At 69.3% G+C, this 11859-nt stretch carries 16 protein-coding genes; 6 read left to right on the forward strand and 10 right to left on the reverse strand.

Annotated features, from left to right (window positions below; translation table 11 throughout):
- Positions 1-151: 151 nt before the first annotated feature.
- Together ACH34T_RS14160 and ACH34T_RS14165 are read left to right on the forward strand one after the other, a co-directional pair.
- A complete protein-coding gene (locus ACH34T_RS14160) occupies positions 152-976 on the forward strand; it encodes a Scr1 family TA system antitoxin-like transcriptional regulator (RefSeq protein ID WP_395992543.1) in 825 nt (274 codons plus the stop codon).
- On the forward strand, positions 967-1158 hold the full coding sequence (locus tag ACH34T_RS14165) for a DUF397 domain-containing protein (protein WP_395992544.1): 192 nt from the start codon (positions 967-969) through the stop codon (positions 1156-1158). Before ACH34T_RS14160 ends, ACH34T_RS14165 begins: the two co-directional genes overlap by 10 nt.
- An 82-nt stretch (positions 1159-1240) precedes the next feature.
- Here the strand turns inward: ACH34T_RS14165 and ACH34T_RS14170 are convergent, their stop codons facing one another.
- Both ACH34T_RS14170 and ACH34T_RS14175 read right to left on the reverse strand, forming a co-directional pair.
- Positions 1241-1642 (reverse strand): hypothetical protein, encoded by a 402-nt coding sequence (locus ACH34T_RS14170; protein WP_395992545.1) that lies wholly within the window; start codon positions 1640-1642, stop codon positions 1241-1243.
- A 36-nt stretch (positions 1643-1678) separates the two neighbouring features.
- Entirely contained in the window at positions 1679-2293 is a 615-nt protein-coding gene (locus tag ACH34T_RS14175; RefSeq protein WP_395992546.1) for a LuxR C-terminal-related transcriptional regulator, read from the reverse strand.
- Between the two features lie 149 nt (positions 2294-2442).
- On the opposite strand from ACH34T_RS14175, the gene ACH34T_RS14180 reads away from it, so the two are divergent.
- On the forward strand, positions 2443-2985 hold the full coding sequence (locus ACH34T_RS14180) for a cysteine dioxygenase (RefSeq protein ID WP_395992547.1): 543 nt from the start codon (positions 2443-2445) through the stop codon (positions 2983-2985).
- A gap of 97 nt (positions 2986-3082) precedes the next feature.
- Here the strand turns inward: ACH34T_RS14180 and ACH34T_RS14185 are convergent, their stop codons facing one another.
- From ACH34T_RS14185 to ACH34T_RS14195, 3 genes are all read right to left on the reverse strand, one after another.
- Positions 3083-3208 carry a hypothetical protein gene (locus ACH34T_RS14185; protein ID WP_395992548.1) on the reverse strand — a complete coding sequence of 42 codons (126 nt, stop codon included), beginning with the start codon at positions 3206-3208 and terminating at the stop codon, positions 3083-3085.
- Positions 3209-3547: 339 nt separating this feature from the next.
- Entirely contained in the window at positions 3548-4018 is a 471-nt protein-coding gene (gene ispF / locus ACH34T_RS14190) for a 2-C-methyl-D-erythritol 2,4-cyclodiphosphate synthase (protein WP_395992549.1), read from the reverse strand.
- Between the two features lie 33 nt (positions 4019-4051).
- A complete protein-coding gene (locus tag ACH34T_RS14195; protein ID WP_067459337.1) occupies positions 4052-4534 on the reverse strand; it encodes a CarD family transcriptional regulator in 483 nt (160 codons plus the stop codon).
- A gap of 387 nt (positions 4535-4921) precedes the next feature.
- On the opposite strand from ACH34T_RS14195, the gene ACH34T_RS14200 reads away from it, so the two are divergent.
- Positions 4922-5695, forward strand: a complete 774-nt coding sequence (locus ACH34T_RS14200; protein ID WP_395992550.1) for a hypothetical protein — start codon at positions 4922-4924, stop codon at positions 5693-5695.
- 202 nt (positions 5696-5897) lie between these two features.
- Positions 5898-6956, forward strand: a complete 1059-nt coding sequence (locus ACH34T_RS14205; RefSeq protein ID WP_395992551.1) for a hypothetical protein — start codon at positions 5898-5900, stop codon at positions 6954-6956.
- Positions 6957-7020: 64 nt separating this feature from the next.
- Here ACH34T_RS14205 and ACH34T_RS14210 read toward each other — a convergent pair whose 3' ends face one another.
- Together ACH34T_RS14210 and ACH34T_RS14215 are read right to left on the reverse strand one after the other, a co-directional pair.
- The gene (locus ACH34T_RS14210) at positions 7021-7701 is read right to left on the reverse strand and encodes a response regulator transcription factor (protein ID WP_132180688.1); all 681 of its coding nucleotides are present in this window, start codon (positions 7699-7701) and stop codon (positions 7021-7023) included.
- Positions 7698-9032, reverse strand: coding sequence for a sensor histidine kinase (locus tag ACH34T_RS14215; protein ID WP_395992552.1), 1335 nt, complete (start codon positions 9030-9032; stop codon positions 7698-7700). Before ACH34T_RS14215 ends, ACH34T_RS14210 begins: the two co-directional genes overlap by 4 nt.
- Before the next feature lie 235 nt (positions 9033-9267).
- Here ACH34T_RS14215 and phoU point away from each other — a divergent pair, with 235 nt between their 5' ends.
- Positions 9268-9927 (forward strand): phosphate signaling complex protein PhoU, encoded by a 660-nt coding sequence (gene phoU / locus ACH34T_RS14220; protein WP_395992553.1) that lies wholly within the window; start codon positions 9268-9270, stop codon positions 9925-9927.
- 61 nt (positions 9928-9988) lie between these two features.
- Here phoU and ACH34T_RS14225 read toward each other — a convergent pair whose 3' ends face one another.
- From ACH34T_RS14225 to ACH34T_RS14235, 3 genes are read right to left on the reverse strand one after another with little or no spacing between them, the layout of a single operon-like run.
- Entirely contained in the window at positions 9989-10378 is a 390-nt protein-coding gene (locus ACH34T_RS14225) for a hypothetical protein (RefSeq protein ID WP_131966930.1), read from the reverse strand.
- Positions 10375-10614, reverse strand: coding sequence for a ribbon-helix-helix domain-containing protein (locus tag ACH34T_RS14230; protein WP_131966931.1), 240 nt, complete (start codon positions 10612-10614; stop codon positions 10375-10377). The genes ACH34T_RS14225 and ACH34T_RS14230 overlap by 4 nt, the downstream gene beginning before the upstream one ends.
- Positions 10615-10619: 5 nt before the next feature.
- Positions 10620-11786, reverse strand: a complete 1167-nt coding sequence (locus ACH34T_RS14235; protein ID WP_395992554.1) for a glycosyltransferase 87 family protein — start codon at positions 11784-11786, stop codon at positions 10620-10622.
- Positions 11787-11859: the final 73 nt, after the last annotated feature.

Consider the following 11859-nt stretch of genomic DNA (forward strand, 5'->3'; position numbering starts at 1 on the left):
GGCCGCCCTGTGTCTGGGCGTCCTCACCTGCGGGATCCTGTGGGTCCTGGGGTACTCACCGTGACGCGAACGGCATACGATTGGTAGCCGGAGCACAGACACATCCCCGGCACAAAACCCACCCCCCTAGTTGTGCGGAGCTTGTGACCCCATGATCACGCGGAACAACCGGTCCCCCCGCAAGTTCCTTGGTAGAGAGATACAGCAGGCCCGAGAGGCTAAAGGGATGACCCGGGACGATTTGGCCAAAGAGGTCCCGGTGTCCGAATCTCTCGTCAAATCATGGGAAAACGGAACCCGCCTACCGAAACCGGACACCCTCCGGACCGTGGAAAGACTCCTAGGGTTCGGCGATGGGAAGGATCCGGGAATTCTGTGCAGAATCCGAGAGGACCTTATTAACGACGCGGTACCACTCGAATGGTTCGGGAAGTGGCAAAAGGTCGAGGAGCAAGCCACGGAGCTATGGTCGTTCGAATGCTTCGTAATCCCTGGCCTGTTGCAGACCGAGGAGTACGCAACCGCGGTTCTGCACGCATCGCACCACAACGCCGACCCAGAAGAAGAAACAGCCACACGCCTAGAGCGGCAAAAGATCCTCGACGAGGAGGAGGACCCGCCAACCCTCGTCGCCCTTATCGCGGAAGCCGCGCTACGCAACAACATGGGCGGAAAGAAGGTGATGCATGAGCAGCTTCTTCACCTCGCGGAAATGGCGAGACGTGAAAACATTATCGTTCAGATTATTCCTGCCGATTCCGAAGTCTGCGCCGGATTCACCGGACCTTTCGTGATTGCAAACTTCGACGGTGGCGAAGTCGCGTACGTCGACAACGCCATTAGCGGCGACGTCATCGAGGACGGACAAGAAGTCGCACGGCTTCGACGTATGTTCAACATCTTCCGATCGGATGCGCTACGCGCACAAGACTCAATCGACTTCATAACAAGGCTGGCACACGAACTATGGACGTAAAGAAGTGGCGTAAATCGTCGTACAGCTCCGCCAATGGCGGTAACTGTGTCGAACTCGCAGACCTTGAACGGTCAATCGCTGTGCGGGACTCAATGGACCCGGACGGCCCTAAGCTGACGGTGGACCGGACCGCGTGGGCGGCCGTACTGTTGGACGTGAAGCGCGGGCGGCACGACCTGTAAGCCCCCGATAACGTCCGGGGTGACCGCCCCCTATAACTGAATACGCACAAGAGCCTCCCTAAAGGGGGGCTCTTTGTGTTTGTTACGGCCTGTCGACCTGCCGTCCGGCTCTCGACGGCCGGACGGACGAGAACATGTCGACTCGACGGACGGGCGAGCCGACGTCGCCGACGCGTCCAGGGACGTCGAGAGACACTGTCCGGTCGCCGTCGACGTCCGGTCGCTGGTCGACCTCGACGGCGCGTCCGGGCATGGTCTGGGACGCGTCCCGGTACCTCTCGACGGACGCGACCTGGTCCACGTCGAGGGCGCGTCGCGTGTCGCTGTCCGGTCGCGCTTGACGCGCCGGCGCGTCGACGTCGAGGGCGCGTCGAGTGTCGTCGATAGCGCGTCGGCCAGGACGTTGCAGCGCAGCCGGACGAGCGGCGGCGCGAACTACGCGCTGTGACAGCGGCGCGAACGTCGAGGACACGTGACCGTGCATGATTCCATCATGGCCCGCCCTGATTTCGATGCAAAGTCATGGGGTGCCGTGAAGGGTAAACCGCACGTCAGAGCAATGATCAACGATCTCACCAGCGGCGTTAACAACATGCTCGCAGTTGTCCAGCAGGAGCAGCGATCGTCCGGCGCCCAGCCGTGCCGCGACGGCGTCCGCCAGCGGCTGGTGCGACCCCTCGGTCACCCCGAGCGCGGTCGCGGCCGCCCTCGCCACGAACCCGTCGCGCACCGGCACCAGGTCGACGAACGCCCCGCCGGACGGGAACAGCGCGCCCGCGTCCGCCGCGACCACCGCGGCCAGCCGGGTCTTGCCCACGCCGCCCGGGCCCAGCAGCGTCACGAGCCGGGCGTCCTCCATCGCCGCCAGCACTTCGGCGCGTTCGGCGTCGCGGCCGACGAACGTCGTCCCGGACGCGGGCAGCCCGGCCACGCGGCCCGGTTCCGGCGCGTCGGAGCGGGCCAGCTCCGCCAGCGCCCACCGGTCGGACACGCCGTACTTGCGCAGCAGCGACGACACGTGGCTCTCCACCGTGCGGACGGACACGTGCAGCCGGTTCGCGATCTGCGCGTTGGACAGCCGCGAGCCGAGCGCGGCGAGCACCTCGGCCTCCCGCTCGGATATCCGCTCCGCCACCCCTCGTCCCCTTTCGCGCCGGCATCTCTCCGTGCCGGCGTCCGTGACGCTCTGCGGGCGCCACGGATGACCGCGGCGCCCCTCAGGCCGGACGCTGGAGACACACCCCGGAACACGAGGGCACGCCCCGGACACACGAGGAGGACACCATGAACACCCTAACCGCGCCCCCCACCACGGACCTGGACGAACTGGTCACCGCGGTCCGCGCCGCCGTCGCCCGTCCCGCCGACTGGCGCGGCACCGCGTCCCACGTGGCGGACGCGCTGCGCGAGCACCTCCCACCGGCCGAACTGCTCACCCCGGACCAGCTCACCGGCGAACACGGCACCTTCGCCAGCCACCGCCTGCACGTGGAGCCGGACGGCTCGTTCTCGATGGTGGCGATCGTCTGGCAGCCCGGCGCGCAGACCCGCGTCCACGACCACGTGACCTGGTGCGTGTTCGGCGTCCTGACCGGCGTGGAGTACGAAGACCTCTACACGCTCTCCGAAGATGGCACCACCCTGGTCGAGGCCGGCAGCAACCGCGCCCCGGCCGGCGAGATCAGCGGCTTCGCCCCGCCCGGCGACATCCACCGCGTCCGCAACATCAGCGACAGCGTCGCCGTGTCCCTGCACATCTACGGCACCGACCTCAACCGCATCGGCTCCAGCGCCCGCCGCTACTACGACCTCCCGACCCGCCCCTAGCCCACGGAGCCGCCCGACGACCAACGCCCCGGCACTCCGCACAAGGCAGACCACCGGGACGCGGCGAAACGAACGGACGCGGTCAGACGGACGCGGGTCAGACGGACGCGCGGACGCCGTGGGCGGCGGCGTAGGCGGTGGGACCAAGCATCAACCCCGTGGCCACCGCTGCGGCGACGGCCAGAACCCCGAACGAGGCGATGGGACGTGGCGGAAAGCGCATGACAGTCGACTCCTTCCGAAATGCCAAGGTCCGTACACTTCCCGAACTTATACGATGAGTAGTGATACAAATACGTAGAGTGGTAGGCAATTGGTAGATCCTCGATGGCCTTCAATATCGGCCCATCCTGCCCACGACACACAATCGACTGATCAGCACACCACTACGCTCACAGCGCCCGTACAACGGCATGCTGCGTCCGCCCGCACAACAGCAAGGCGCGCGCCCTTGCCCAGCAGCGAGGTGTGCACGGCCGCACAACAGCGAGGTGTGCACGGCCACGCAGCAAGGAAGTGCGCCGCCTGGTCGGCACGGCGTGGTGGGGGTGGCGGCCGGTGGTCAGGTGGGTGGGAGGACGAGGGCGGTGGCGATGGCGGCGAGTCCTTCGCCGCGGCCGGTGAGGCCCAGGCCGTCCGTGGTGGTGGCGGAGATGGTGACCGGGGCGCCGCCGAGGGACTCGGTCAAGGTCTTCTCCGCTTCGGCGCGGCGTTTGCCGATCTTGGGACGGTTGCCGATGATCTGGATGGCGACGTTGCCGACGGTGAAGCCGGCCGCGTCGACGCGGCGCGCCACCTCTCGCAGGAGGACGGTGCCGGAGGCGCCGGACCAGCGGGGGTCGACGGTGCCGAAGACGGCGCCGAGATCGCCGAGGCCGCAGGCCGACAGGAGGGCGTCGCAGGCGGCGTGCGCGGCGACGTCGCCGTCGGAGTGGCCGGCCAGGCCGTGGCCCTCACCGGGCCATTCGAGCCCGGCGACCCACAGCGGCCGCGGTTCGGACGAGAACGGGTGGACGTCGGTACCGACGCCCACCCGTGGAAACCGTGCGCTCAACTCGGCCGGCCGTCAGCTGGCCAGGACCTCGTCCAGCAGGGCCTCTGCCTTGTCCTCGTTGGTCTTCTCCGCGAGCGCGAGCTCACTGACCAGGATCTGCCGCGCCTTGGCGAGCATGCGCTTCTCGCCGGCCGACAGGCCGCGCTCCTTGTCGCGCCGCCACAGGTCGCGGACGACCTCGGCGACCTTGTTCACATCGCCGGAGGCGAGCTTCTCGAGGTTCGCCTTGTACCGGCGGGACCAGTTGGTGGGTTCTTCGGTGTAGGGCGCGCGCAGCACCTCGAACACCTTCTCCAGACCCTCCTGGCCGACGACGTCGCGGACACCCACGTCCTCGACGTTCTCGACCGGGACCTGCACTGTCAGGTCGCCCTTGTCGACCTTCAAGACCAGATAGGTCTTTTCCTCACCTTTGATGGTGCGAGTCTCGATGGCCTCGATCCGAGCAGCCCCATGGTGGGGGTAGACGACGGTGTCGCCGACCTGGAAAGTCATGTGACAAGTACCCCTTCCGCTAGAACCAGGGTACCACGGAAACGAGGGTGGCTGAACCGACCTTCCAGACAAATGCCCAGGTCAAGCTGCATATTGGGGTATTGACAAAGGCCTTTAATGGTGCATCGCCGTCCAGTTCCCCGTACTCAGCGTAGTGGAGAGACCACCTGGATCCCACCTCGCCGCCATTACCGGTAAGGGGGTCCCGGTTACAAGCATCGCGCCTGCCGGCCGCCGAGATGCGTTCCATACTGGAGGTGAACATGCCGGGCGGTCCGGGTACGAAGCGCCCGGAAGGGTCCGAATTGGGCGGCGGCCCGGGCGGCGCGCGCGGCCCCGCCGGACGGACCCGTGGAGCGCCCCGGCGAGCCAGGACGGAGGTGCGGCGTGAGGCCGGACGGCGACGGCTCGGAGCCCGACGACTACGGGCTCCCCCGCGTTGACGTCGTCGTGCCCGACGACGCCCGCGAGCTTGAGCGCGACGTCGTCGCCTACCGCCGCGAGGAGCGCCGCCGCCGGCGCAGGGACCGGTTCCGCCGCGTCGGCCGTCCGCTGACCCGGTTCGGCGTCGCGATCCCGATCATCGCGGGCGCGCTGCTGGTCGCGCTGCTCAGCGGCGTCCTGATGACCGCGTTCGGGCCCCGGCCCGCACCGCGCCCGACGGGCGCCCAGCTCGCGCCCCGCCCGTCCGCGAGCCCGGGCAAGATCGGCGGGCTGCTGCCCGCGGGCGACGTCGACCTGGTGACCGGCGAGCGCGCGTCCGTTCGGCTCCGCGATCTGCGCCCGGGCGTCATCGGCATCGTCCCGCCCGCGTACGAATGCGAAAGCGTGGTGGCGGAACTCGCGGGCAGGACGCAGGAGAATGTGCTGAATTTCTACCTGGTCGCCGACCCCCGGCCGATCGGCGGCAAGAAGGGCACGTCGCTGAAGGAACTGAAGGCGTGCGCGGGCACCGCCCACAACGGGACGCCGCAGCTCCTCGAAGACCGCGGGGGCGTGCTCGCCGCGTCCTATTCGCCGCCGCCCGGCACGCCGGGGCCGACCGCCACCAGCCTCACCGCCGTGTTCGTGCAGCCGGACGGCGTCGTCAACGAGATCGTCCGGGCGCCGAGGGCCGGGCCGGAGCTCACCGGAAAGGTCAAGGCGCTGAAGACAGGCTGACGAATCGGCGCCCACGGCTGACGAATCGGCGCTCGCGGGCTCCGAATCGGGGCCCGCGGCTCCGGATGGGCGAACGGCTGTCAGGTATCCCGTGTCAGGTACCCCGGGGCGGGGGTTCCGGTCAGGTATCGCTACGCTTCCCACTGGCGTCTGCGACGCCGTTCTCACAACGTCCATGCCATTTCGCGAGGAGACCGACGCCGTGATCCGAAACAGCCGTCGAATGGTCGCGCTCGCCGTCGCGGGCGCCGTCGCCATCGCGCCGGTGATCTCCGGCTGCGGCGCCGGCGAGGACCCTCAGTCCGCCGCCCCCACGCAGCTGACCGACGGCGTCAACGTCTCGGTCCCGAAGGACAGGCCGGCGGACGCGCAGATCGCGCTGCGCAACGTGTTCCTGCTGGGCCCGCGGCCCGGCGAGCCGATCCCCCCGGGGTCGTCGCTGGCGCTCTACGGCGTGATGATCAACCAGGTCAAGGGCGGGCAGGACCGGCTGATCTCGGTCGGCTCCCCGGTCTTCGGCCCCGGCGAGGTCGACGGCGGCCGCGGCCTGGTGCTGCCCGGCGCCGCGCCGGACGGGACGGGCACCCCGGTCAAGCTGCTCGGGAAGGCGTCCGCGAAGCCGAACCCCGCGCCTCCCGCCGACACCAAGACCAAGAAGCCGGGGACGCGTCCGTCCGGGCAGCCGGGCGGGCAGCCGGGCGGCGCGACGCCTGAGCCGGGCGGCGCGGGCGCGACCCCGGAACCCACCGGCGCGACCCCCGTCCCCGAGCCCACGGGCACGGGCACGGGCACGGGTGCGGGCGCGACGCCCGAGCCCACGGGTGCGGGCACGACCCCGGGAACGTCCACCGGTCCGACGTCCGGGAACACGGGCGGGGCGCAGGCGACGGGCGCTCCTACCACCCCGACCGGTGAGCAGGCGCTCGTGGTGCTGACGGGCCTCAAGCAGGAGCTGCTCGCCGGCTCCCGGGTGACCGTGTGGATGAAGTTCGAGAAGGCCGGCGCCGTCGAGTTCCAGGTGCCGCTCGTGCCGCAGCAGGGCGAGTACAGCAGCTACCCGCTGGCCAGCCCGGTCGGCCCGGCGACCGGATCGCCGAACCCGGGCGGCGCGCCCCAGCCGGGCGCGACGGGCACGACGACGCAGCCCGGCTCGCCTGGGCACGGCTCACCCCAGCCCGGCGCGGGCCAGCCCGGCGCGGAGCAGTCGGGTGCGCCCCAGTCGCCTGGCGGAGGCCAATCCCCTGGAGGCTCCGGCCACTGAGCCCGGTCCTGCCCACGCACGAGAAACGGCCCGTCCCGGCTGGGACGGGCCGTTTCCCATGTCATCAGGGCTCGAACTTGTAGCCGAGGCCGCGGACGGTGACGATGTACCGCGGCGAGGACGGCACCTCTTCGATCTTGGCGCGGAGGCGCTTGATGTGGACGTCCAGCGTCTTGGTGTCCCCGACGTAGTCGGCGCCCCACACGCGGTCGATCAGCTGCATCCGGGTCAGGACGCGGCCCGCGTTGCGCAGCAGCACCTCCAGCAGCTCGAACTCCTTGAGCGGAAGCTGGACGGGATCGCCGCCGACGCTGACGACATGCCGTTCCACGTCCATCCGGACCGGTCCCGCCTCCAGCGTCGCGGGGGCCAGCTCCTCGACCTCACCCTGGCGGCGCAGGACGGCCCGCATCCGCGCGATCAGCTCGCGGGTGGAGAACGGCTTGGTGACGTAGTCGTCGGCGCCGAGCTCCAGCCCGACGACCTTGTCGACCTCGCTGTCCTTGGCCGTCAGCATGATGACGGGGACGCTCGACTTGGCCCGCAGCTCCCTGCACACCTCGGTGCCGGGGAGTCCGGGAAGCATCAGGTCGAGGAGCACGAGGTCGGCACCGTTGCGCTCGAAAATGTCCAGCGCGTCGGGGCCGGTGGCGGCGACGGCCACCTCGAAGCCCTCCTTGCGCAGGTTGTACGAAAGTGCGTCGCTGAACGACTCTTCGTCTTCGACGACGAGCACGCGGGTCACGGTGTTGCCTCCCGGGCGGTGTTCTTAGTGTTCTTCCCCGCGTCCGCGACTTTTCCCGCGTCCGCGCCTGTCTCTTCTGCGCCGGCGTCTCTCTTCGCGCCCGCGTCCGCGTTCGCATTCGTCTTGGCGTTGGCCTTGGCGTCCGCGTTCTCGGTGGCCAGTCTGGCCAGGTGCGCGCCGGCGGTACGAGACGGTGTGTCGAGCAGCGGCAGCCGGAGGGTGAACGTCGACCCGTGGCCCTCCTTGCTCCACACGGTCACGTCGCCGCCGTGCTTGCTGGTGACGTGCTTGACGATCGCGAGTCCGAGACCGGTGCCCCCGGTCTGGCGGGACCGGGCCGGGTCGACCCGGTAGAAGCGCTCGAAGATCCGTTCGACCTCACCGTCCGGTATGCCGATGCCCTGGTCGGTCACGTTGACCTCGACGTGCCCGTCGTCGCGCCGCCGGGTCGCCACGACGACCCGGGTGTTCTCCGGGCTGTAGGCGACGGCGTTGTCGACCAGGTTGCGGAGCGCGGTGACCAGCAGCTCCTGGTCGCCGCGCACCTGGAGGCCGCTCTCGCCGCCGGACGTCAGCTCGATGTCCCTGCCGGACGCCTTGGTCTGGCAGCGTTCCAGCGCCTCCGCGGTGACGTCGTCGAGCATGACGGGACGCAGCGCGGGCAGCGGCTCGTCCCCCTGGACGCGCGACAGGGTCATGAGGTCCTGGACGAGGTTGGTCAGCCGCACCGACTCGTACTGCATCCGTCCCGCGAACCGCCGGACGGCCTCGGGGTCGTCCGCGGCGACCTCGACGGTCTCGGCCAGCAGCGACAGCGCGCCCACGGGCGTCTTCAGCTCGTGGCTGACGTTCGCGACGAAGTCGCGGCGGATCGCCTCGGTGCGGTGCATGTCGGTGAGGTCCTCGGCGAGGACGAGGACGAGCCCGTGCGAGCCGAGCGGGGCCACCCGGACCGCGAACCAGCGCCCGTCGGCCCGGCTCCGCACGCTCTGCGGCCCGACCTGGATCTCGGTCTCGCGGATCTCCCCGTCTCTGCGGACGAGCCGGGCCATCGCGAGCACCTCGTCCACGACGAGGCGGTCGCCGCTGACGATGCCGAACGCGCGCGCGGCGGAACTGGCGCGCAGCACGCGGTCCTCGGCGTCCACGACGACGGCCGACGACCGCAGGACGCTGAGCACTGACGCGACGCCGGGCGGCAGACCGCCCACCGGCGCCGCCGGTACCGCAGCCTGCTGGGCACGCTCGCTCACCCGCACCGCCAATCCAGTCGCGAGTCCGATCGCGAGCCCGGCAAGCCCGGTCAGGCTCGCGACAATCTCGACCTCCACACCACGGATCGTAAGCGGCGTCCGGCGCCGGTCCACCCAGAGGCCCTGGTCATGGCGATCCCGTTCCTCGAAAGTTCACCTCTTTTCCCGGACGCGTTCATGCCTGGACGGCAAGCTGTGGCGTGGGCGAGTCCGCCCGAACCCCCAGAACACCGCCCGTTTCGCCCCAAAATGCACCGCTCTGGCACCCAGTTGCCGCCCTCACCCGGTGCCCTGGCATAGAAGGAACCCCGAATTGCGCGACGCCTACCACGAGGAGCTCGACTCCCTCTCCGACAGGCTGGTGGAGATGACCCGCCTCGTCCGCTCCGCGATGTCCCGCGCCGTGACGGCGCTCCTGGACGCCGACCTGCGGCTGTCCGAGGAGGTCATCAGCGGTGACGAGCAGGTCAACAAGGTCGACACGGAGATCGAGGAGACCGTGTTCGATCTGATGGCCCGCCAGCAGCCCGTCGCGGGCGACCTGCGCATCCTCATCACCGCGCTGCGGATGAGCGGCGACCTCGAACGCATGGGCGACCTCGCCGTGCACATCGCGAAGACGGCCCGCCGCCGCCACCCCGAGACCGCCGTGCCGCCGGAGCTGCAGGCCACGGTCCTGGAGATGGGCCAGATCGCCGAGCGCATGATCGCCAAGACGGGCAGCGTCATCGCGTCCAAGGACGTCGAGATGGGCCTCGAACTGGACGCCGACGACGACCAGATGGACCGCCTCCACCGCCGCCTCTTCGACATGATGCTCTCCCCCAAGTGGAAGCACGGCGTGGAGCCGGCCGTGGACATCTCCCTCGCGGGCCGCTACTTCGAACGGTTCGCCGACCACGCCGTGCACGTGGCGGAGAACGTCGTCTACCTGGTCACAGGCCAGCGCGCCGAAGAGATCAACGACGCCTGAGACCCGGACCCGGTCGGGGGATCCGCTCCAGACTCGATCAGGGAATCCGCTCCAGACTCGATCAGGGGATCTGCTCGACGCGGACGCCGGGGACGTCCTCGTAGACCCCCGGCTCCGCGGTGATCAGCGGCCAGCGCCGCCAGCGCGCCGACCAGGCGGCCTGCGCGGCGTCCATGCCGAGGGACGGGTTCGCGGTGACGAGCAGGCCGGTCTGCTGGGCGATCACGTCGTCCAGGTCGTCCACGTGCACGACCTGCATGCCGGGCAGGCGCTCCAGCACGGCGCGCCCGTGGTCGGGGACGAGCTGCCAGGCGCGGGCGAGCGCGGTGGCGGGGATGACGATCGTGGCGTGCTGGGCGATCGAGGCGCGCAGCCGGGCGCGGACGTAGATCGTCTTGCCGGTGGCGAGGTCCAGGAGTGCGGTCGCGTCGAAGACGTGACCGGTGATCACGCGACGTCCCGGCGGTTCGGCGTGCCGCCTTCGACGAGCCGGTCGACCATGGCCTGCTCGTCGGGGCTCGGCGGCCCGAACAGGTCGTCGATCGTGGAGGCGTCCCGCAGGAACGCCAGCTTGAGCCGCGCCCCGTCCGCGAGGAAACCGGACACCGAGGCGATCTTCTTCTCCTCGGCGAGCCCCTGCAACGTGGCGGCGAGCTCGTCCGGGAGCGTGATGTTGATTCTCGCCATGCCCCTCACAATACACACTCCGAGGCCTTCGAGTGTGTACTCAGCCCGGGCCGGGACGGGTCTCGGCGGAGGCGGATGGCTGTGTAGGTCAGGAAGAACAGGGCCGCCAGCAGGTAGCAGTTGGCGACCGGTGTGAGGAATGGGTGGAAGCCGTATTGGAGCGGGTGGCCATTGTGGGGCGTCCACCACATGGGGGCAAGGACGAAGAGGACGTAACCGCAGGCGGCGATGAGTCGGTTGTTGTTGCGGATTAGCACTGCCAGGGCGGGGACGATCCACACCCAGTGGTGCGCCCAGGAAATGGGAGAGACGAGGAGGCCGGTCACGCCTGTCACGGCCGTGGCGGTCAGCCAGTCGCCGCGTCGCGCCCATAGGGCCGCGAGAGTGAGCCCGAGAATACCGATGGTGAGGGGAATTGCGTTGTACCAGTCGCCTACTTCGGCGGTTCCTCTCAGGACGCGGTGGAGCATGCCGTACGGGGACTGGTTGCTGATGTACGGGACGCCGACGCGCGACGTGTCGTAGAAGGTGTGCAGCCAGTAGAGGCGGGACGCGTCCGGTGCGATGGCGTATGCGAGGAGGGTGCAGACGGCGAATGTTCCGGCGGCCGTGAAAGCGTCCTTGGTTCGTCTCGTCACCAGGAGGAGGACGATGAAGATGGCCGGGGTCAGCTTGACGGCGGTCGCGATGCCGATGCCGATTCCGGCCGGACGGCCCTGCGCGACGCGGTGCATGTCGGCGACGATGAGCGCCAGCAGGAACAGGTTGACCTGGCCCTGGAAGAAGGAATGGTGGACGGGCGCCAGGAGAAGGCCGCCGGCGACCGCGACTTTCAGGGGCGCCTCGTGGCCGCTCAGCTTCAGGGGCGCCTCGTGGCCGCTCAGTTTCAGGGTCGTCGCGCAGGCCCAGGTAAACGCCGCGAGTGAGGCGAGCTGCCACAGGACCCTGGCGAAGGTGAGCGGGAGCATCGCCAAAGGCGTGAACAGCGCGGCCATGAACGGTGTGTTGGTGTACCAGTGCTCGGCCAGTCGCTCCTCGTAGAGGGTCGGGCCGTCCGTTACGGCGTGGCCGCCGAACCAATAGATACGGAAGTCCAGCGAGTCGTAGGTAAGCGAGAAGACCACGATTCCCAGGACCTCTATTGCCAGGACCAACGTCAGCCATCGCTTCATGCGGATAACGGTGGCCGTGGCCATGCAAGAAGGGCATCGGGCCGCCGAACACATTTGCGAAAGGCGTGTTAGC

It is taken from the genome of Actinomadura sp. 9N215 (assembly GCF_044326345.1).
In the GTDB taxonomy this organism is placed as follows: Bacteria; Actinomycetota; Actinomycetes; order Streptosporangiales; family Streptosporangiaceae; genus Spirillospora.